Here is a 22,323-nt window from a genome sequence, read left to right on the forward strand (position 1 = left end):
GCAGCTCCCGCCGCCGCACCCGAACCACGCAAGAGCCCCGGCGTCGACACGAACACCGTCTGGATCTGGCTCATCGTGCTGCTGCCGCTGGTCTCGACGCTGGCCGCTCTCCTCGTGCCGTGGCGCTCGATGTTCACGATGCACGGCTGGATGGCTCAGTCCTTCGCCCAGCCGGGGACCCCGCCCCAGATCCACAACTTCATGCAGCCGTTCGACATCTTCTTCTCGCCGTGGTGGTGGGGGATCATGCTCCTCGGCTGGGCGGTCTACGGCTTCAGCGTCTGGTTCGCGTACCTCGACCACCGCGAACTCCGTAACCGCGGCATCGACCGCCCGTTCCCCTGGCCATGGATGTTCCTGTCGATCGTCTACCCCATCGGACGCATCGTCGTCACGATCCGCCGCACCGGCACCGGCTGGGGACCCCTGTGGGGCCTCATCGCCACCCAGGTCGTCGGCATCATCGTCGCGGTCGTCATCTCGGCCCGGATCACCCTCGCAACCTTCCAGTTCCTCAGCACGATCGCCCGCTACGGGGGTTAGCCCAACTCGTCCCGGTGGGCAAGATTCCCCATCGAGGTCGGCGCGCCCCCTCCCTATGCTGGGGCCGAGGAAGGGTTGCGCCGCAACATGAGATCCGTTCTGACATCCGTGATGGCACTGATCGCCGTGACGATTGTGCTCGGGACGATTACCGGCATGTCTCCCGCCATAGCTCGGGCGACTGCGGGCGACGAGATCCCACCGACGATCATCATCCTCGATGCCTCCGGCTCGATGATCCGCGAGGCGTCCCCCGGTGTGACCCGCATGGAGGTAGCCAAGCGGGCGACAGTTGCGACCATCGACGCTCTCCCCAACGACGCGGAAGTGGGGCTGCTCACCTTTGGCACCGGCACGGGGAACACAGATGCGGAGCGCGCTGCAGGCTGTCAGGACGTGAAAACGCTCTCCCCCCTGCAACCGGCCGATGTGGATTCACTCACCGCGTCGGTCAACAGCGTCACCCAGTCCGGCTTCACACCGATCGGGCCCGCACTGCGGATCGCGATGTCCATGCTCCCCGCCGATCAGGCCGGCAACATCGTATTGATCTCCGACGGTGTCGACACCTGCGCCCCGCCGACCTCCTGCGAGGTCGCAGCAGAGCTCCATCGCGACAACCCGCTCGTGAACATCAATGTCGTCGCGTTCGGGGTCGACGACGACGAAGAAGCCCAGCAGCAGATGACGTGCATCGGCGGAGTCGGCGGCGGCACCGCTGTCTCGGCGTCCAACCCCGACGAGCTCCTCTCGCGCCTCAAGGCCGCCACCCTCAGCGACAGGACAGTACTGAGTGCCCGCGGTTACGAGGGCGTCGAACTCGGGATGACGCTCGCCGAGGTACGGAGCACCGTCGGCGAGGCCGAGATCATCGAGACCTATCGGCGCAACGGCGTGGTCATCGTCGTGATCGACTGCGGCTGGGGAACTGTCGAACTGCGCGACGACCGCGTCTACTCGATCGTTCCGGCTGACACAGCCACCCCGAACGCCGAGAGATTCGGGGTCGGAAGTACGCTCGCCTCCCTCGAAGCCACCTACGGCGCACCCGTGACCGCCGACACGGGCGAGGTGAACACGGTCGTCTACCAGGCTCAGCCCGGGAGCCGTGTCGGCTACCGAGTGACCTACGACCCCGCCACAGACACTGTGCTCACGATCATCGTGTGCCGATGCGTATCGTCGACGTCGGCGACAGACGCGGGTCAGTGGGAGATCGACTTCGACGGGATCGGTCCTCTCGAGCTGGGGATGACCGAAGCCGAGGCGCGTGACGCGGCCCCCGAACTCATCGAGACCGGCGATGGGAGATGGGAGATCGAATCGATTGGCCTCCTTGCTTTCACCTCCGAGGGGACAATCGAGTCGATCTCGATCTCGCGAGCGCCGTCCAGCTATGCGACAGGACCGCCGGGGGCGTTCCTGCCGCATGCTCGCGGAATGCGACTCGGCAACCCGAGTGCTGGTCTCGCCGGCGCCTTCCCCGGGGGGACCTACCGCTCGTACCTCGTCGCGGGCGGGACGGACTATCTCGTTACCGACCGCTCGGGCCATCTGCTGACGTTCACGGCATATGGATCAGCCGGCTTCGGAGACTCCTCGATCGAGAAGACAATGCCGGGCCTCGAGCTCACCGCCATCACCGTTGAAGACGCCACCCGCACACTCTCTGCGGCCACTCGCAGCGGCATCTTCGGCTAGGTCAACGGATCCCGATCCTCTCGACAAGCTCCGCCGCCGCCTCGTCACGCGTCGCCGCCATGAGACCTGCGAGCGTCGACACGTCGCGGAACGTCTCCTTCCACGCCACGCGCACCTGGGAAACCGTGTTCCCCGTGAGGCTGAGAAGCTGCAGGCTGTCGTCCCCATACTCTCCGGGCTCGACCCGGTGTACGGCGATGAGGTCGACGATCTCAGCAGCGACGGCAAGCGGTTCGACCGTGACGCGACTGAATTCGGTCCCAGTCGAATCCGCCACAGCGAAATCCGCGCATATCCCGATTGTGTCCCGGTGAGAAGCAAAGAACGCTTCGGCCTCGGCGGGAGTCGGAAACCCCCGTACGGAGACATCCCCCGCACTCCAGGAGGCGGTGCGTATCCCTGTCACAGCCCAATCGTCACCCCAGTACCAGACCCAGCAGTCCTCCGGGACCGGATGGACGCCCTCGGTCTCGCCGATTCCGCTCAGCTCCGCACCGCGCGTGATCGTTCCGATGCCGGGAAACAGCGACCGCAGCTCAGTATCGTCAGGGAGAAGCCAGGTAAGCTCGTCGCCGACGTACACGGGCGGGCCGTCGAGCACCGGCGCGGTGGATGTCGTCGGGGAACCCACCGACATCCATCCCGACCGATCGGTGCCGGCGCCCGCGTTGACAGCAGCCAGCGCCCATACGCCGCCACCCACTGCGAGCAGCCCGACGAGAACGGCGGTGGCGATCACCATCCCTTGGCGGCGCCGGCCGGAACCATGAGCTTCCTGCGGCGGAGCTTCGGTCTGCACCTCAGCACTCTTCGCCCCAACGACCGCCGACCCTGCCCACAACGCGAGAGCCTCGTAGCAATGGGGGTGGGCCGCGATCTTCTCAGCAAACTCCGGATGCTCCGCGGCGATGGTCGCCAGGGTCACAGCATCCGTCTCTGGCTCGTGCAGGAGCCGCCAGGCCTCGGAGCGATCCACCGCGCTTACCCCCGGGCCCCCTGGGCGGGAACCGTCGCAACGGCGCGGCGCCGCTCGCTCGCGTTGCTCCACGCGGTCGCGAGCAGTGCGACGAGAAGGGGAATGACGAAGTTGAGTACGAGCGCGTAGATGAACAACGCGGTCTGGATGCCCAGTCCTGTGTACGCGAGCTGGAACATGATGAAGATGCCGAAGAGCCCGACGACGATCTCGAGCGGGACGAGTACCAGGAGCCCGGCGTAACCCCAACCAACGAGGGGGCGACAGAGGGCCCACGCAAGGAACAGCGCGATGATCGGGATGCCCCCGAGAAGGCCGAGCTGCGCCGAGAAGCCCACGCCGAGCACCCCTGCGACGGCGGCGAGCACCGCGAGCAGGGCGCCCGCGAGGGGCTTCCCGCCAGCAGGGGCGCTCACGAGGATCGGGATCAGCATCGCCAGCGGACCGACCGCATGCAGGAAGGCGTAGGCCGGAAAGGTGCCGTCGAGAGACAACGGCAGGTTGAGCGCGATCATCGAGGCCGCGATCGGCCCGGCGGCGACGAAGAGAAACGCGAAGAACCACAGCCCCGTGTTGCGCGGGGGTCGCGCGAGCACGGGGTGTGCGGCCGACGGGTATCCGGGCTGCGCAGCGTTCCCGGGCTGCCCTGGAATCCCGGAAGCGGCGACGACACTTCCCGCGGCGGCAGGCGGGTTGGAATCAGGTGCCGCAGGAGCGGATGGGCCGTAGGACGCAGCCCATGCGACCAGTTCCGGGTAGGCGTTCGGATGGACCGCGATCTGGGGCGCGAACTCCGGATAGACCTCCGCGATTCGCGCGAGGCGCGCGGCATCCGTGTCGGCGGAGTGCAGCGCGTACCAGGCCGCGTCGCGCGCACTGCCGTCGACGATCCCCTCGCTCATCCAACACCGCCCGCGTCCGCGACCGGTCTCGATCGCCCGGGGCTGGCCGACAGCGCCCACTCCCGCAGGTCTGGATAGCACTGCGGGTGCACGGCGATCTGCGGCGCGAACTCCGGGTGCCGGGCGGCGATCGCCGCAAGACGGTCGGGACGGGTCTCCGGATCGAACAGCGCAGCCCACGACTCTTCGCGTGCGCCGGATCCGGCCGGTGGCAGCGGATCCGCCGTCACCTCCTGGCGCAGCGCTCCAGCCGCCTCCGGCAACGAAACTCTCTCGACTTCTCCTACTGTCGCGCGGAACTTCTCGACATCCTTTGCGTGTTTGATGATCGCGCCCGCGGCGACAAGCGGGATGACAGGTGCGATCACGACGAGTCCGGGGTACTGGAAGGACTGGAGGCTCCCCAGTACGAACGAGAGCAGCACGAGTCCGACACCGACGGCGAGCGCGACCATCCGGGTCTTCTTCTCGATTGCCTCGATCGGTATCGCCGCGATGCCCGCCGTGAGCAGTCCCGTGATCAGGATCAGCGTGTCGTAGATGCTCCACATGTCACTCCCCCAGCCGTACTCGCATCGTGAACTCCCCCATCGAGATACTCCATCCCGTGCCCGCCGGCATCGCTACTCCCGGCGGGCACGACGTGGCCTCGCCGATCTCGTTGGTCACCTTCGTGCCGTTGGTGGAATGCAGATCGGTGACCCACAGCATCCCCCCGTCGACCGCGACGACGGCGTGCGTCTTCGACACCGACTTGAACGGGTCGTCGACGGCCAGCGGGGCAGCCCTCGGATGAGACTCCGGCACCGAGGGGCGGCGTCCCAGCACGACCCCGTTCCCACGGATGCCGACCTCGCGACCGTCGTCGAGCACGACGAGCCACGGTTTCGCCTCCCCCTGGGACTGACTCATCCGAGTGGACTCGAGGTCCTCGTCCTCCGCGAACATCTGCGCCGCGATCGGGTTGGGTGCCGGAGAGGCCGGCCCTGCCGGCGAAGGCATCGGGACCGGTTCGGCGGGGGGCGTGCCCTGCGATGCAGGCGGATTCGTGCCCGGAATGCCGGTGACGAGAGCCGCATCCTCGATCTGGGGCGGCGGCGGAACCGGCGGAACCGCAGCAGGCGGAGCAGCCGCAGCAGGCGGGGGCGGAGGCGGAGGAGGCACGGCAGGCACGGAAGCCGACGCCGGAGGCGGCGGAGGTACGGCAGGGATCGGAGCCGCGGGCGGAGGCAGGACCGCGGCAGCCGCTGGAGCAGGGGGTGGCGGCGGAACCGGCGGAACCGCGGCGGCAGGCGTGGGCGGGGACGACGAGATCGAGGGCGCCGATGCCCCGGCGACCGCCTGCACACCTTCGCGCATGGTGATGCGCGCGGTGGGGTCCGCCGCGGCAATCTGTGCCGCGAGGTTGCGGACGAACTGCATGAACGTGTGGTGGGCCACCATCGTCTTCGCACTCACCGGAATGAACCCGCCGACGGTGGTCTGCGACGTGAGATACCAATCGATAGAGGTCGAGGCGAAGACCCGACCGTTGCGCTCGGTAAACGTCAGTGTGAACAGGAGCAGCTTGTTGAACGAGATGAGGAAGTCGTTGATGCGGAACTCGATCGAGCGATCGGTCGACTTCACCGACACGATCCGGTGCTTGCCCTTCAGCAGGTCCCCTGTGCTCTCCAGCGCCGCCCGCTGCGCCATGTTGGCGACGGTCTCGATGGGAAGCGCCGTCTCGGCATCCAACCCGTTCCACGCGTACTTGTGAGGCTTGGCCATCACTCCACGACCTTTCCCGCTAGCGTGACCGCCTTCGGCCCGCTCTGTCTGGTGTAGATCCCGACGGAATCGACCGCTGTCGCGCTATCGATCGGTGCGATAGATAGCCAATCCAGAATTGCGGGATCCCCACCCGGGTGATTCGGTGTCTTGTAGTTCTTGACGATTACCGTCATGTTGAACACGCCGCGGCTTCCCTCAGCCAGCCCTTCATTCCACGACACGTTCACCCTCTCTGTGGTGTTCGTCCACCTTCCCCAATCCGTGCACTCCGGCCCGGTTGAGTAGAACTGCTCGGACACAACGAACGCCGTCATGAACGACTCGGGGGGTGTGGCGTTACGCGGCTCGTCGGCCGCAGGGACATGCTCGACGCGAAAACTTGCCGTCATCGGCGTATCGAAGCCGGCAGTGGTCGGACGCAGTGTGATCACAAGCGGCACAGCGATGTCCGTGCTCGGGTCGAAGTCAGTGCACCCTGCGCCGATGTTGTTGGGCGTGGATGTGGCGTCTAGTCCTGTGCCGATAGTGGTCTTTCCGTTCGCGCCGCTCGTCGTCGGACGTCCAACCTGGATGTCGAGGTCGTAGCTGTATCCCGCGGAGGTGGCAAACGACCATTGCGCCTTCGGCGCAGGAGGTGCTACCTCCGGTTCTTCGGTGGGTTCGGGATCGGGCGCGTCAATCTCGAACGTCACCGAAGACGTCACTCCGAGGTTCGCGTACACCGTCTGAGAAGCGTCCGACAGCAGTGAATACCCCTCCGGCATGGATTCTTCGTCGAGTGTGACGACGAATGACCCGGCCGCGCCCACCACTACGGTCCCGTTCCCGGCGCTCGTCACGGTGACTTGATCCGAGAAATCATCACCGGTTACCCGGACCAGAATGCCGGCCGCAGTTACGCCCGAATCAGTGATCACACGGATGGCGATCTTGGTGTTTCGCAACGAAATCTCGTGCTGCTTCGCCGCTTCGTCGGCGACCGCCTGGGCCTCTTCCGCTGCACGAGCATTGCTCGCGGTCAGGCTCACGCCCATCCATACGGCTGCGGTCACCAGCACGACGCCAGCCAGAGCGCCGAAAGCGACCCACTGGCGTCGTGATGGCGCCTTGCGCTGCACGACCTCGTGAGGTTTCGGGTCGGCGACGGGTGTGACCTCGGACGCGTCGTCCACGTCCGACGCATCCGCGGATGATCCATCGCCCGCGTGCTGTTCCGAGATAGAAACGGACGAGCTTCTAGCGGCCCGCACCTCAGCAACCGCCAGCTTCGCTTCTTCGACGCCGTACTGTGCCAACCAATCGAGCAGTTCAGCGTAGGCGTTCGGATGCCGCGCGACCTCCGCCTGCAGATCGGGCCGCCGCGCCGCGATCCGCGCGAGTTCGGCTGGCTCTATCTCCGGCGTCAGTTCCATGAGTGTCTCCTCACCGTCTCCCCGCCACCACATCCGCGATTCCCTGCTGACTCGCGCTACCCTCGCGCAAGTAGCTCTCGTGCGCAGCGATGAAGAACTGAGGCATGGGATCCGCCCCGATGCGTCTCGCACCGCGGATGCTGCTCGGGTCAGCACCGAACTGACCCGAGTCGGCGATGATGTCCCCCGGCGCCTCGATGACGTAGAAGTTCGGTCCGACATTCAGCTGGTCAAGGCTCGATGCGCCGACGCCCGGGCTGCCGAAGACGACGACGGCGTCGAAGACATCAGTCTGCTGGGCCGCGAGTCCTGTGACGTAGGAACCATAAGAATGGCCCAGCGCGGTGATACGTGCATCGGGATTGTTCCCGCGGATGCCTTCGGCGAAGTCCGCCAGACGTCCCGCACCCGCCTCGCCGTACTGGGTCTGCTGAGCGTTTGCGATGCCGAAGACATCCCCGAAAGAGGGCTGATTCTGTGGTGCGTCGTAGTCCATCCAGAGCACCATCGCTGTCTCGCCCCCGGCATGACCACGCAGAGCAGCGAGTTGGGCCAACGGGTCCGATAGCCCGCCCTCCTTGTCAGCGCGAGACGTCCAACCCTGTGTGTACACGGCAACGTTGTCAGCGGTGTCCATGTCGCCGAGAGAGATCGCCACGTGGACACTGTCACCACTGCCCGGATCGAAGACGAGCAACTGTGCATCGGGATGCTCGCGGAGGGCCGCCTGCACCTGCTCGGTCGCGACGAGCATCCGCCTGTACCGGTCGACCGCAGCCTCGGGCCCCGCCGGACACGGCATCGTTGAGTACCGCTCCAGGGCGATCCTATTCGCCTCGTCGCGCACGCGGGCCGGGAGCGAAGGCGCGTAGCTGTAGACGTCCGTCAACTGAGACAACGGAAGCCGCCGCCGCTCCTCGTTGGTCATGGCATCCCACTTGGCTGCCAGCGAGCTGCCTGGGCGATCGACCCGTGGCCGCGCCGTCGCCCCACTGCCCGCGGCACTGACCGCGCTGGTCCGCTCCTGTTCGAGCGCATTGCTGTGCAGAACGGCCGCCGCGGTCCGCAGCCGCTCGGCGGCATCGAGGATCCGACGACTATGGGCTGATTCCCACTCGTACCGGAAGGCGATCGCCGCGGGCCCGAACCATGCCTTGATCTGGATCGCGTCGGCGACCGACATCCGTCCCGCTTCCAGCCTCGCGGCGGCGTCCTCGAATCGGCGTCCGAGCTCCCTGAGCTGCGCGACGTCCGCACCGTACATACTCATCCTGACACCGGCTCTTCACACCGACCCATGCTTCGCAACACCACTCGCACTTCCCGGCTACGACCCGGCCGGACCGCGACCCGGCCCTCCTCCGACGAATTTCCAGAAGTCGTCCCAGGTACCACCGACAGTGTCGACGAAGCCGACGAGAAGGCCCCCCATGCCGTCGTAGCGCTTCATGAGAATGTCGCGATCGAATTGGCTCAGGCCCTCGAAAGTGGCCCCGTCGCCGAACACCTGACGGGCTGCGAAGTCGAGCGCTCCACCCGGGGAGTCGTAGAACGTCTGTACGGAGTTGTAACCCGACTCCCCGAGGAATTTCCCGATGTCCCACGCGAGACCTGCGCCCGGTACTTTCACTCCCACCGCCCCCATGATGAGGTCGAGGCTCGACTCGAAGATGGCTGCCGGATCGTCCGAACCGATGGCCTCGCCCAGCTCCTTCGCGGTGATTCCCATGCCCGCAAGACTGAGCAGGGCTCCCGCGTCCATCCCCTTGACTTTCGATGCCCATTCGCCGAAGGACTTGTAATCGATGGCTCCTGCCCGCAGGGCGTCGATCAGTTCGGAACCGTCGCCGACAGTTCCGACGATCGTTCCCGCGATCTTGATCTCATCGAGCAGCCTCTCGAATCGCTCGGCATCCTCAGCCGTCCCCTCCCAGCCAGGATCGTCAGAGTGGCTTGACGCGGACCGCGAACCCGACCCGCCGTTCACCGCGCTGGTGCGCTCCTGATCGTCGGCGTTGCTTCGTAGCGTCGCCGCGGCATCCCGAAGCCGCTCGGCGGCGTCATGCAGACGGCGACTGTGGTCCGAATCCCATTGCGCCCGGAAGTGCAACGCCACAGGCCCGACCCAGGCGCTGATCTGGATGGCACTACCGACTGCCTTGCGGTCGTCGTCGAGGCGGCTCGCGGCACTGTCGAACTGCCGGGCCAGATTGCGTAGTTGCGCGACATCCGCTCCATACATCGTGCTCATCGGCACTCCCTCTTAGTGCGCGCGGAGGGAGGCCGACTCTTGCTCGACCTCCCACCGCCTCGCGATCATGCGTTGGTGGACGTCTGCTCCTGAGCTGCCGCGTTCCGCGACGCCTTGGACGCCGCATCGCGAAGTGCTTCTGCCACGCGACGAAGCGACGCCGAGTGTTGCCCGCTCCACTCGCTGCGGAACTGGGTCGCATCCGGTCCTTCCCACTGCGTCGCATCGAGCGCGCTCGTGAGCGTCGACAGGATGCTGTCGATGTCCGCTGCCTTCTGGTTCAGCTGGGTGCTGAGCTGTCGAACCTGCTGAACGTCAAGTCCCCAAACGGCCATGGTCCTTCTCCTTCTTATTCATGGTGTGGAACCCACCTTGAGTCCCCCTTTGTTCGCCCCCGCTGGCGCGATGAGGCAAAGCTATGGCGCCCCTTGGCGCACGTCGATGGAGAGGAATCCCCATCCTGACCGGCGCAATCACGGACCCACCTGCGCAACCTGCAGCTTCGTGGCCCGCCCGTTCACGACGAGGAACCCGCGACCCGCGGGGAAGTCCACCCGGCGGAGCCGCCCCAGCGACGTCCCCATGAGCGTTTCGCCGTCCATCTCCCCAGGAACGAGGAGAAGCCCGCGACGGCCCGCCTTCATCGGGCTCGCCAACGTATACGCCTGCGACCACGTCGAGGTTTCTCCTTCGCCGACGACCGTGTGTCCCTCCCGCGCCAACACGCGGATGAGTCTCTCGAGGTCGAACTCCGCGGCGGTGCCGGTGAACTCAGGCAGCGACTCGATGAAGACCGCCGTGGGAGCCAGGCGAGCGCTCTCAGCGGCCGTCGTGAGGCGTTGCGCGATTGCAGATGCCTCATCCGGACCGACCGCCGCCTCGCTCCACGAGACCCGCGAGGTCGGCGTGCGCCGGGGCGAGATGAGGATTTTGTGCACTGACGGATCGCTGCGTTCGATTGCAGCCGCGAGCGTCCGCACAGCTGTGGTTCGACCACTCCCCGGAGGCCCCGCGATGAGAAGGGTGCCGGAGGCTGAGACCGCCAACGGCCCGAGCGAAACATCGTCCAGCGCGATGATCGGATGGCCGGGAGCGCCAGCGGGCAGGTCCGCCAACGCGACGTGGTCGGGAAGCCGGAGAACTGGAGCGGGACGTACACCACCCAGCCGTTCGACAGCAGCAGCCAGATGCTTGACCTCGCGAGCTTGCACGGCAACGTTGCTGCTCTCACCGAGGATCGCGATCTGGACCTCGTTATCGTCGATAATCCCGCGTCCAGCCGGCGAACTCGAGTCGAGGACGTCCTTGGCTACCCCGAGCATCATGTACTCGTCCTCATTCGCCATACGCAAGACAATTCGCCGCTGCACGGTCGATGCGATTGAGTTGGGAACGGAATTGGGTCGATCGCCAGCAACGACAATGTGGACGCCGAGCCCTCGCCCGTCAGCCGCGATCTGCGCGAATGCCGTGTACCAGACCGAGAGGTTCACTGGCCCGAACTCGTACTGCTCCTTGAAGGCTCCGATACCGTCAACGAGCAGCAGAATGCGCGGCTCATTCGGCGCTTGAGCGATTCTGCGGAACTCGCCGATCGTGTCAGCGTTTACGGCTGCGTAGCGCGTAGCTCGGTCGTCGACGATGTCGCGCAGCATCCGGATCAGACGGATGACGCGCTCCTCGTCGTCTCCGGAGATGATTCCGCCGACGTGTGGCAGATCGGAGAGCATGCTCAAACCGCGCGAACCGAAATCCAGGCCGTAAACGTGGGTAGGGCCGCCATTGCGGGTCGTCGCGGCGGCCGCAACCGCGATCGTGCGAAGGGCCGTACTCTTGCCCGACCCTCCGGTGCCATAGATCGCCAGGTTCCCGTCCCGATCCGGTTCGTAGAACACTGTCGGCTGAGACTGGGTGGCGGGATCATCGAGCACACCGAGGGGAAGCCGCTCGTCCGTCCGCGGGTTGGGGAGCTTGCTGAAGCTGTACACCGCGGCCAACTCATTCAGCCACGGTTTGCGCGGGGTAGGCACGGTCGCCGTCTCGGCCGCAGCGCTCACAGTCGCAACGATCCGAGAGATATCGGTCGGCCCAGCATCCGACTCTTCCGCCGATTCAACGCGGGGCATCTCCCACACCGTGTGAGAGCCGAAGTCGAGCTCACGCACGTCGATGCGCGGCGGGGGCGCCTGCCCGGTCGTATGCCCGCCAACGTAGCCGGTCTGAAAGCTGGTGAGCCGTCCCGGCCCCCGCTTTGCCGCACCTCGACCGGGGATCGAGGGGTCGAAGTACGCGGCGAGCTTGTCACCGAGAATGTCGACCGAGTCATCGGCGTCAGCCATCCGCAGTGCGATCCGCAGGTTCGTATTTGCCCGCAGATTGTCTTTGATCACTCCCGCCGGCCGCTGGGTGGCGAGCACCAGGTGAAGCCCCAGTGAGCGACCGCGCTGAGCGACGTCCACGACGCCATCGACAAACTCCGGCACCTCCTGAACCAGGGCGGCGAATTCGTCGACGACGATCACGAGGCTCGGTGGACAATCCGGATCGCCGGTCTTCTCGAGCGTGACGAGGTCTTTGGCCTTCTTCGCGTTGAGGACGTGCTCGCGGTACCGGAGCTCGGCACGCAGCGACGTCAAAGCCCTGCGGACGAGGTGGGGCGAGAGATCCGTGACCAGACCGACCGTGTGGGGGAGGCTGACGCAGTCCGCAAAGGCCGAGCCACCCTTGTAGTCCACGAAGAGGAACGTCAAGCGATCCGGACTGTGCGCCGCAGCCATCCCAAGAACCCAGGACTGCAGAAACTCCGACTTTCCCGCGCCCGTCGTGCCACCGACCAGGGCGTGCGGTCCATCAGCGCGCAGATCGAGCACGAACGGTTCCGAGCCCGCATGTCCGACAACCGCGCGTAGGTTGCCTTCTTTCTTGCGACGCACCGGCGGGCTGCCATCTCGCACCGCGAGCGAACCGTTCTGACGCCACCGCTCCACGATCGCGTCCGGCGCATCCAGAATCTCCATCCCGGCGAGCGTCGGATACGCGACAGAACGGGGAAGGTCGGAGTCATCCGCTTCCGGCACACCGACATCAACGACCGGCGCGAGGCGCCTGGCCAAGCCCTCAGCCGCCGCCACATCGAGTTGCTCCGTCGCCACCGGCGAGGTGCGCTCCCCCAACCGCACCTGACCGACCGCACCCGACGAGGACGCCGCGTCGATAACGACGAAACTGCGACACGCGGCAGGCAGTTGTTCGACGCGGGGCGCGCACCAAATCACATGGATGCCGGCATCAGGCCCCTTCTCGGCCACGCGCGTCAGTCGCGCCCGATCGACAGGTGCACCGTTCTCAACGATGAGCACAAGCGCGGGCGCGATCGGGTCCGGTCGATCACTGGGCTTCTCGGGATCGAGCGCACCCCGACGCTCGGCAGGCCCCTCCAGACGAGTGTCGATCAGACCCTCAATGCGCGCCAATAAAGCCCCAGCCTCACCGCGCCCCGCAGCAAAGTGCATGCCCTCGAGCGGACTGTGCGATGAGGAGGCGTGCGGAAGCCACTTGATCCAGTCCCAGTCGGCGGCGCTCAGCGGCGACACCACCGCAGCGATGGCCACATCTGCGGGTGAGTGACGGATCGCCGCCTGCGCAACGGCAGCCCGCGCGACGCCCCGCATGAGTTCTTCCGGACCGGCGAACCCCAACGACCCTGAAAGAGTGAGATCCACGCTAAGCGGAACACCGTCGATGGTGGCGAACTCGTGCTGGAGGGCGAGGAGCTGGTCCCAACACTCGGGGAGTGTGTCCTGGGTCTGAGGCAGCACCACCTGGTTGCGCGCCTGAGCTCGTCCGATACCGACATTGATGGCGAGGAAGCGCTCGGACTCCGCACGCTCCGTCCACAGCAACGGACCCAGCCGGGCCGCTTCGGCACACAGTCTCGCCGTGGTGGGGAACTCCGCCAGCCGAGCCCGCCGCTCCTCGTCGCGCGCGATTTCTAGTCGCTCCTGGGTGCGCAGCATCGATTCGTCGAAAACCTTGCGCTGCGCTTTCAGCTCACGCTTGGCTGTCAAGCTCTGGTCGACGAAGGCACCAACCAAGAGCAAGGGACTCATCGCCATCATGATGACGCCGAGGATCTGCTGGGTGATCGCCCACAGCACGGCGCCCATGATGAGTGGGGCCGCCAGGGCGATCAGCGGGAAGCGCTGGCGTTGAGGCAGCTTGGGTGGCTGAGGGGCTACGAACTCCTCACCGGGAAAACGCGGCACCACGCGCGGCGAACGAACGTGATCGATTTGCGCCGCCTGAGACTGCACTGGCGCCTGCTGGGTACGCATGACGCACAACGACGTGTCTCCGAGCAGCACGACATCGTTCGCAGCCAGCGGCGAACGGACGACAGCTCCTCCACCGACGATCACCCCGTTCGCCGAGTTGAGATCGAGGATCTCGATGGTGTCGGCAACGTTGATCCGGGCGTGCACCTTGGAGACCATGGGGTCACTAAGCCGCACATCCGCACCGCGGTCGCGACCGACTGTGCTCGCCCCGGCGGGCAGGGCGAACTCGCGCCCGGCATCCGGTCCCGTCAGTACACGTAACGTCGCTAGCGCAGGACCCCCTGGCCCCGCTGGCACGAAAGCGCTCGACTCTGCGACGACATGCACTGTCGCGCCGGAGAGGATGCCGGACTCCGCGAGGGGCGCGTCCGCATGCAGAGTGCGCAGCTGTGCGTGCCCCGCCGCGGGGTCGACGACCGCGAGGGTGAAGCGACTCGACGTCGGCGTTGCAGCCCCCTGCGGGTCAGCAACCGTCAGCACACGCGCCACATCAGCAACCGTCGCCGTCGCATCGGCCGTCACAGTGAGATCAACCGCCCCCGCCGGACGCCGCAGGGTGAGTTTCAGCTTCACTCGTCAGCCTCCAGGTCAAGCAGCGCCAGGTCGGCGCGGGTCACGAGTCGCGCCGCGAGCGCATACTCGACGAGGCGGATGCGCCGGTTCGTGGCGTACGACCGCACTCCGCCGCGGAGCCCCTGCACGCCAGCCCGGTCGAGCTTGTCGCACACGTTGTCGAGCTTCCGGTTGAACCGAGTGATGTTCCATCCGAGACGCGCGGCAGCCTTTGCGCTTGTCGGAATCTCGCCCATCCCGCTTCCTTCTCGCGCGAGCAGGGGCTCGGCGAGCGCGACGATCAGCTGCCGCTGCGACAGCGTGAAGGTGACATCACCGATCGTTGTTGTTCCTTCTCCCGCGGTCCGTTGGGTTTCCACGAACATCGGTTCGGCAACATGCAGCGCGACCTCATAGGTCGTAGGCCCAGCCGTAAATACCACCGTCGTGCGGCCGAACACGAGCGGAAGACGCCCCCCCGGCGCTAGCCACGACTGCAGTCGACCAGCGCGATCGGTGACCGTGACGGCAAGGCGCGCGCCGACGTTCTCGAGCAGCCAGATACCCTCAAAAGCCCGGATCCGCAGCAACTTGCGATGCAGGAACGGGTTGTCATCAACCGACAGGTCTCCCTCCCGGCCAATCGTGAACTGAGCCCCTTCGGGCACCGTGAACCACTCACCGCAGTACTCCACCGCGACGGCACCCGAATCAACCTCAGGGGCTTGCTCGATCGCGGCACTCGACTCGGGAAGTCCGACAGGATCCTGCGTACTCACGGCACACACCCCTGAACGGGATCCTGTGCTGACACCCCGTTCGCCCGGCGCAACACCACTTCGATGCAGGTGCGGCCAGACGGGTCTGGAGCAGTGATGATGCTGGGTTCTGTCGTCTCCTCGAACGGCACGTCTTCACCGACAGTGATCGGCCGCCACAAGTAGACATCTCCCGGTTCCGGATCGGGGTTAGTCCAGGTGAAGGAGACTCCCGTCTCGGTCGCGGCCCCCGTCAGGTCCTCAACGACGGGCGCTGCAGTTTCATCGACGGCGTCTACCGGCACCGGCGTCGACGGTGCGTCGGCCGGGGCGGGAGAATCAGGTGCCCCCCAGACCAGCACGAGAGCAACGCCCGCAGCCACGATCAGACCCGCACCAACACCGATAACCCATCCCCAGCGCCCCTTCCGAGGCACCACCGCGGTGTCCGGATCGGCTTCGACCGGCGCAGCGGGTCGGACGATCGTCTCGTTCAGGGGCGGCGCTGACGGCACGACCGGCGCACCAGGCTGCGTCCGCAGTTCCCCGGCGGATGCCGCGGGCTGACGCGTCACCGTTGCATCGAGCACGGGTGGTGGCGACGGTGCAAGCGCGCTGGGTCCAGAGGCAGCGCCGCGCGGCGGTGCGGTGGCTACCGACGCCTGGGCGTCGATGCTTGTCACTCCGCGGAACCGAGTCCGCTCTTCGCCGTCGGCGTCATCGTCCTCAAGCAGCTCATCCTCGATGACATCGATCTGCGTTGCCTGCATCCCGTGCTCGATCTGCACCCGTTGCAGCGCCCTCGCGAACTCGATCGCCGACGAGTACCGCTCCCGAGCGTCCTTCGCCATCGCCCGAGCCAGCACGTTCTGAAGCTGCTCCGACACATCGGCACGGCCGGTCCTGGGGAGCGGCATCGACTGGATGCGAGCCATGACGTCGAGTTCGGTGTTGGATGCGCCGGGAATCTCGAAGGGACTGCGATTGGTCAGAAGCGTGTAGAGCGTCGCGGCCAGCGAATAGACATCCGATGACGGGTATCCCTCGGGCGGCATCCGCAGCGACTCTGGCGGGGACCACGGGATACTCATGCCCGACAGCGCGTCACTCGTCGTCGCCGAGATCCCGAAGTCGGTCAGGGCCGGGCGCCCGAAGTCCGTGACGAGGATATTCGCGGGCTTGATGTCACGGTGCAAGATCCCCGCCCGGTGAGCGGTCTCGACGGCTCCCGCGATCTGGATGCCGACCCGCAAGGTTTCGGCCTCTGAGAACCGCTCCCGCCGGTGCCGCGCCTGCAGATTGGGCTTCGAGCAGAACTCCATCACCAGGTAGGGCCGACCATCGCCGGAGACGCCCGCCTGGTACACCGACACGATCGACGGATGGTTCGCCAACTGCGCCATGAGGTTGGCTTCCTCCGTGAAGCCTTCAGCAGACGTGGTACCCAGTCTGTCCTTGAGGAGCACCTTGACGGCAACCTGACGTCGTGGGTGAAGCTGCTGATAGAGGAAGACGTCGGCAAACCCTCCGGAACCGAGCAGTCTGACGTACTCAAACCCCGGCAGAGCAGGAGGCTGTGAGGGAGGTCGCGAGGCCATCAGAGCCCCTCGAACTCGAGGACGATGCCATCGCCGAGATCCAGCTGATCACCGCTGACCAGCAGGGTGGGCTCGCCCGGGTGCATCCTCACCGGATCTGAACCGATGCGCAGCAAACGCGTGCCATTGGTTGTATCGAGATCGACAGCAACGACATCCGTTCCCTCGACGCGCAGTTCGATGTGGCTACTCGACACTTCGCGTTCGGGACTTGACACCGTAACGAGGTGCGGCACACTCCCCGTCGCGCGAACGGCTCGGGGGCGACGCCCAACGACCGCGCTGCGATCAAGAACCACCCGCTCGCCCGTCGAGACGCGAAGCACGGCAGGGCTCGCCGGGGTTCCCGCAGCGCCAGCTGGTTTCGGGACCCCGCCCCCGCCCAACTGAGCACGAAGCGCGGCCAGTTGCTCGGCAGAGATCGTCTCGCCGTCATGATCGCCCTGCTGCATCGATGGCTGCACCGACTGCGGCGGCGGCGGTGGCGGTGGCGGTGGCGCAGTTGAGTGCGCTGCCGAACGCGAGGAGGGGATGCCACTCACGATCCCGGCGGCGGCGTGATCCTCGACATCGACGCGCACCGCAGCATCCTCGACGCTCGAGATCCGTGTCTCTCCGAAGATCAGGTCGTCGTAGGCACTCACCTCGACGGAGGGTTCGCCGGCCGGTTCGACGGCGGGTTCAACGGAGACCACGGTGTCGGATGCCGCGGGAAGAAGAGTCTCTTCACTCGGGGATGGCTCCGTCACCGGAGTCGCTGTCGCGGGCGTGACGGGTTCAACCGGAAGCGCCGCCTCGACCACTGGTGTCGGCTCAACCACCGGTGCAGTGGCAGAAGTCTCGGCCACGACGGCGTCGCCCCGCACCCACGACGCCCGCGACGCCCGAACGACACCATCGCGCACGGGGAGCGGTTGCCCAGCACCCTCCGGGCCGATCTCGATAGCGGTGGCGTCCGCGATCGTTCGATCGGTCCACGTGGCAACACCCAACGCCCCGACCTCTTCCCGCGCGCCGTGCTCGGTGGTCACACGCACGAAGCGCGAACCCCGGACAATGACGCGGGCGCCACCAGGCGTGATCGTGACGACCACGAAGTCCGGTAAGGCGGCCATATTGGGACCGACTGTCTCCAGAAGCACGCTGAGCACAGCCGCGAACGCATCCCCGTCGCGCATGTCGTTCCAGATGCGCGTCACAGCATCCGGAGAGAGCTCACCAGACACCAGCACCAGTCCGCCGCCCGCGACGGCGAGGAAATCCTCACCGGGAAGATAGGTCACCATGTCGACTCCTTCGTCTGGGTTGACGGCACGGGGCTAGCAACGGGTTGCGTCTGTTCGTCGTCGGTCTCGTCCAACGCGCCATGCGCGTCGACCACGACGACGGTGACGTTGTCGCGTCCGCCGTGTACCAGTGCTTCGTGCACGAGCCGCGTCGCGGCGGCCTGGGGTGACACCTCGGCGCGCAGCGCCTCGAGGATCTGATCGAAGGACAACTCTTTCGGAAGGCCATCCGAACAGATCATCAGCCGATCCCCGGCCCGCGCCGGGAGTAGCCAATAGTCGGGCACGCCCACAGATCCCGCACCGACCGCTCGTGTCACCACGTTGCGCTCCGGATGCCTCTCGGCATCCTCTTGCGCGAGCTCACCGCGCTCGACGAGATCCTGAACTGCGGAATGATCGACGCTGATCTGCTCGAGGGTACCGCCCTGCAAGCGATAGGTGCGAGAGTCCCCGATGTTCAGAACGAGCCAATAGACCTCACCGCCCTGCTCGCACACGGCTGCTCCCGCAAGAGTGGTGCCTGCTGCAGCGCGCTCGGTGACGATCGCCGACACTCCCGCGACCGCGTCCACGAAAGCCGCCTCGATCTCCTCCACCGAAACCGAATCCCGCCCGGCGAGTGCACGGAAGCCCTCGATTGCGGCGCGGCTGGCCTCAGCGCCGGCCTCGTGCCCACCCATTCCGTCGGCCACCAAAAACAGCGGTGGCGTCGCCAAGAACGAGTCCTCGTTCACTGCCCGCCGCAGACCCCGGTCGCTTCCCACACCCCACGCCAGTTCGAGAGCACGCGTCATGCTTGGTCCTCCCCCGCGCGACGCGAACCCCGCCGCCATCTCGGCACCCGGATGCGACGCACGACCGACCCGGGAAAAGCCCGCGCGAACAGCCGCCGATGCCACGGCACCGAACTACGCAGGGTTGACGTGGCCTCGTCGACGACCTGCCAGAACCTTTCGACATCGCCGGGCGCCGGCTCTTCCGTACCGAACACGGCGGCGTCGGCACGAACTGCCAACTCAGCCACGGCAACCCGCGGGTACACCTCGTCGATGCTGCGGGCCTGTTCCCGACGCGTCGCACCCGGGGTGAGCGGCGCGCCGACATCGGTGGCCGCATCGATGAACTCCGCCCAGCCGCCATCGACTTGATCCACACTGGTCGCAGCTCCCCGGCGGCGACGACGACGGGTAGCGCGCGCGATGCCGAGCGCCACCGACGGTCCCAGCACGATCGCCAGCAGCAGTAGCGCGCTACCGGTGATGCGCAGCGATGCCCACAGCCATCCGAGATCCACCGGGTTCTCGGTCTGCTCGGACTCCTCCAGCGGGCTCGTCGGTGGCAGCTCGGCCGGTTCTTGCGGGGTCTGCGGAGGCTGCGCCACCTGAGCCTGCGGCTTCTGGCTTTGCTGCGGCGTCTCCTCCTGCGGGATGCGATCCTCGGACGGCGTCGGGTCGAACGCCACCCAGCCGAGACCCTCGAACGGCACTTCCACCCAGGCCGCCAGTTGGTCACCGGTCACGGCCACCGTGTCCGAAACCGTGTCCGTTGCGAACCCCATCACCACACGCACCGGTATCCCCAGCTGCGAGACCATGAGCGCCATGGCCACGGCATACTGCTCGTCATCGCCCACCATCTGGGTGCCCCCAAGCAGCTCGGACTCGCGATCGATGGTGTGTCCCGAGCGAGAGATCGCCTGGCCCTCGAGGCCACTGCTGTAGAAGCCGGTCGTTTGAAAATAGGCCTCGATCGCGCGCACCTGTTCGACAGGCGTCGTCGCCCCCGCCGTGACCTTCTCAATGAGAGACGTAACCTCATCGGGAACAATCAGGGGCGCAGGTGTGGTGATCGGTGCGATGGCAGCATCAGCGAGTTCATCTTCCGACGGCGTCGGCGGAACAACTACCTCCAGTTCGTAGACATCGCCGGTCGCAAGCCCGCTCGTGACGATCGCGGTTCCCGTGGCGCTGTTGTAGTGGAGGGCGCCGCTCAGCGTCGCAGCGTCGTCACCCTCGAACCTCACACCCGAGGCATAACCGACCGTCGGGAGCCACACGCCCGAGAGCTGATCGACATCGATAGTGAGCGAGATGGGCTCACCCGATACCGATGATCCGATTTCCCGGCCGACCCGAGAGAAGACGCCCGACCCCGCACCGCCCGAGCCCGAGACCTTGTAGACGACACCGTCATAGAGATCGAGTGTCGCGAGACGGATCGGCACTCCTGCGGGCAGCCCCTGCACCGTGAACAGCGTCACGTCGGACCCGTCGCGTTCGTACTTCCGATACATCGTGAGCGGCGACGCGTAGTCACGCAGGTCCAGCGGCGGAATGATGTGGTCGCGCAGAACTTCGCGGTTTCCGGCGGATGCCGCACTCGCGGCCCCCGCCCCGACCAGAAGCGCGACGACGACAATTCCGGCGACAGGAGCTATTCGCCCGGCGCTTCGCCTCCGCGTCACTGTTTCGTCTGAATCGCCAAGTGCGGCGTCCGACCGGCGAAGCGCGGCACGCCACAGCACCCACACCAGCGCACCGCCAACCCATAGCGCCCCGACGACGCCGGGGAAACGTCCCTGGTAGGTACTGAAGGCGACCGAGAGCACGAGAAGCCCCCCGGGAGCCACGAGCGCCCAGCCATAGGTGCAAGACAGGCGAAGCGCGAGGCTCACGCCCACCACACTCACGACCAGCGACGCGACGTACGGAACGATGCCGAGCTGTTCGAAGCCCGTAAACGGCGTCTGCAGGGTGAGCGCCTGCTTCCACGACTGCACCGCGCCGGCGGCCAGCGACGCAAGCACGTCGATCGTGGGGACGAAACCAACCAGCGAAATGCTACGGAAGACCAGTGCGCCCCCGAACACGAAGTACGCCGCGGCAGTCGCTGCTGCCACCGTCAGCGGATGCCACGTAAGTCGCCACCCGAGCACGGCGAGGGCTGAGCCCAGGAGCGTGCCGCCGACGGCTGTGACCCAGAAGTCGGCGTCGGCATAGGCCGCCGACAACGGCACGAGAGCGACCAGCGTCAGCGCCGCGATAGCACCGGCGTTGCCGAATGCCCGCGCGAGCGTCATGCCGTCACCGCCCGCATGGCGCTGCGCAGCGAAGACAGGTCGGGGACGCTCGCGAGTGCCAGGTCACCAATGACGCGGCGCGAGAGCCGTTCGGTCTCCGCGGCACGCAGGCCCAGGGCGCGTGCGGTGACCGGAATCCGCACCGCGGCGGCACGCATGTCGACCGGCGCCGCTTGTGATCCCGTGACGAAGATCACCACGGACGCTCCCGCCGCCGTGGTGGCCACCGTGCGACCGAGTTCACCGATCCCGGCGTCGCCCTCTGCACTCTCGACCCCTGAGAGCAGATCGAGAAGTTGTGTTCCCGATCGCGGCCCGACCGTGCGGCGTGGGGTGAGCAACGACACTGTCTTGCCGCTCGCGATCGCCGATACTCCGACAGAGCCCGCGATCGACACCGCAAGCTCGAACTCGTCATCGCTGTCGTACTCGTCAGCGCGAGTGGAGAGCGCGACGACGAGGTGCGAGCGACGCGTCTGCTCGAACTGGCGGATCATCGTCACACCCGTGCGCGCAGTCGACTTCCAGTGGACGTGTCGCAGATCGTCGCCGGGCACGTATTCACGGAGGGCGTGGAACGACACGTCATCGTCGGCGAGGTCGCGCGTGGGCAGACCCTCGAGATCCCGCAGGATGCCCGTCGTATCGCCGTCGAGCGGAATCACCCGCGGGTGCACGTAGAGGTCGGTCGGCTCGGTCCACCGCACCCGCCGCTGCAGCAGCTCGATCGGGTCACTTCTGACCGACGTAACAGGACCCAGTGTGAGAACGGCCCGACGCTGGGTCGGGATCGTGAACAGGTCGTCGTGCTCGGCATCCGGATCCAGCGGGGGCACGGGAAACTCCGGCCGGGCTGTGCCCACGGGCAAGAGCACGCGAGTCGACGGTGAGCGACGGGCAGCCGTGTTGGCGACGATCAGTCTGCCGACGGCCGGCTCTCCCACCACGACGCGGGCGGATGCGAGTTCCACACTGACCCGGTAGGCGGCAGAGCGCAGCACGAACGGCACGGCGATCACCAGCAGGACACCACAGACGATCGCGATGGCGAGCATCTCGTTCCAACCCAGGATCACCGCGGCAATCGCGCTGACAGCCCCGAGGGCGGCAACCGACCAGCCGAGCACCGTGCCGATGCTCAGCACCGTCGCA

16 protein-coding genes and 1 pseudogene are annotated in these 22,323 nt (G+C 66.6%); 2 read left to right on the top strand and 15 right to left on the bottom strand.

What is annotated here, in order from left to right:
- Positions 1–543, top strand: a pseudogene (locus B3587_RS06885) (hypothetical protein); the annotation flags it as partial.
- An 87-nt stretch (positions 544–630) separates the two neighbouring features.
- Entirely contained in the window at positions 631–2,244 is a 1,614-nt protein-coding gene (locus B3587_RS06890; RefSeq protein ID WP_292727416.1) for a VWA domain-containing protein, read from the top strand.
- 1 nt (position 2,245) lies between these two features.
- Here the strand turns inward: B3587_RS06890 and B3587_RS06895 are convergent, their stop codons facing one another.
- The 15 genes from B3587_RS06895 to B3587_RS06965 all read right to left on the bottom strand — a co-directional run bounded on the left by B3587_RS06895 (position 2,246) and on the right by B3587_RS06965 (position 22,316).
- Positions 2,246–3,220 (bottom strand): hypothetical protein, encoded by a 975-nt coding sequence (locus B3587_RS06895; RefSeq protein WP_292727418.1) that lies wholly within the window; start codon positions 3,218–3,220, stop codon positions 2,246–2,248.
- A gap of 5 nt (positions 3,221–3,225) precedes the next feature.
- Positions 3,226–4,122 (bottom strand): hypothetical protein, encoded by an 897-nt coding sequence (locus B3587_RS06900; RefSeq protein WP_292727420.1) that lies wholly within the window; start codon positions 4,120–4,122, stop codon positions 3,226–3,228.
- Positions 4,119–4,673: a hypothetical protein gene (locus tag B3587_RS06905; RefSeq protein ID WP_292727422.1), complete on the bottom strand. Its 555-nt coding sequence runs from the start codon at positions 4,671–4,673 to the stop codon at positions 4,119–4,121. The genes B3587_RS06900 and B3587_RS06905 overlap by 4 nt, the downstream gene beginning before the upstream one ends.
- Position 4,674: 1 nt before the next feature.
- Positions 4,675–5,892: an FHA domain-containing protein gene (locus B3587_RS06910; RefSeq protein ID WP_292727424.1), complete on the bottom strand. Its 1,218-nt coding sequence runs from the start codon at positions 5,890–5,892 to the stop codon at positions 4,675–4,677.
- Complete coding sequence (locus B3587_RS06915; protein ID WP_292727425.1) at positions 5,892–7,307, bottom strand: hypothetical protein; 1,416 nt, start codon at positions 7,305–7,307, stop codon at positions 5,892–5,894. The genes B3587_RS06910 and B3587_RS06915 overlap by 1 nt, the downstream gene beginning before the upstream one ends.
- 10 nt (positions 7,308–7,317) lie before the next feature.
- Positions 7,318–8,577, bottom strand: a complete 1,260-nt coding sequence (locus B3587_RS06920; protein WP_292727427.1) for an alpha/beta hydrolase — start codon at positions 8,575–8,577, stop codon at positions 7,318–7,320.
- Between the two features lie 57 nt (positions 8,578–8,634).
- Positions 8,635–9,558, bottom strand: a complete 924-nt coding sequence (locus B3587_RS06925) for a hypothetical protein (RefSeq protein WP_292727429.1) — start codon at positions 9,556–9,558, stop codon at positions 8,635–8,637.
- Between the two features lie 65 nt (positions 9,559–9,623).
- Positions 9,624–9,893, bottom strand: a complete 270-nt coding sequence (locus tag B3587_RS06930) for a WXG100 family type VII secretion target (protein ID WP_292727431.1) — start codon at positions 9,891–9,893, stop codon at positions 9,624–9,626.
- A gap of 138 nt (positions 9,894–10,031) precedes the next feature.
- Complete coding sequence (locus B3587_RS06935; protein ID WP_292727432.1) at positions 10,032–14,468, bottom strand: FtsK/SpoIIIE domain-containing protein; 4,437 nt, start codon at positions 14,466–14,468, stop codon at positions 10,032–10,034.
- Positions 14,465–15,181: a hypothetical protein gene (locus B3587_RS06940; RefSeq protein ID WP_292727455.1), complete on the bottom strand. Its 717-nt coding sequence runs from the start codon at positions 15,179–15,181 to the stop codon at positions 14,465–14,467. Before B3587_RS06940 ends, B3587_RS06935 begins: the two co-directional genes overlap by 4 nt.
- A 41-nt stretch (positions 15,182–15,222) precedes the next feature.
- Positions 15,223–16,803, bottom strand: coding sequence for a serine/threonine-protein kinase (locus tag B3587_RS06945; RefSeq protein ID WP_292727434.1), 1,581 nt, complete (start codon positions 16,801–16,803; stop codon positions 15,223–15,225).
- The gene (locus B3587_RS06950; RefSeq protein ID WP_292727435.1) at positions 16,803–18,089 is read right to left on the bottom strand and encodes an FHA domain-containing protein; all 1,287 of its coding nucleotides are present in this window, start codon (positions 18,087–18,089) and stop codon (positions 16,803–16,805) included. Before B3587_RS06950 ends, B3587_RS06945 begins: the two co-directional genes overlap by 1 nt.
- Entirely contained in the window at positions 18,083–18,886 is an 804-nt protein-coding gene (locus tag B3587_RS06955) for a PP2C family protein-serine/threonine phosphatase (RefSeq protein ID WP_292727437.1), read from the bottom strand. Before B3587_RS06955 ends, B3587_RS06950 begins: the two co-directional genes overlap by 7 nt.
- Entirely contained in the window at positions 18,883–21,171 is a 2,289-nt protein-coding gene (locus B3587_RS06960; RefSeq protein WP_292727439.1) for a transglutaminase domain-containing protein, read from the bottom strand. The genes B3587_RS06955 and B3587_RS06960 overlap by 4 nt, the downstream gene beginning before the upstream one ends.
- The gene (locus B3587_RS06965; protein WP_292727441.1) at positions 21,168–22,316 is read right to left on the bottom strand and encodes a DUF58 domain-containing protein; all 1,149 of its coding nucleotides are present in this window, start codon (positions 22,314–22,316) and stop codon (positions 21,168–21,170) included. Before B3587_RS06965 ends, B3587_RS06960 begins: the two co-directional genes overlap by 4 nt.
- Positions 22,317–22,323: the final 7 nt, after the last annotated feature.

The sequence above is a fragment of the Microbacterium sp. UBA837 genome (assembly GCF_002296025.1).
GTDB lineage: Bacteria > Actinomycetota > Actinomycetes > Actinomycetales > Microbacteriaceae > Microbacterium.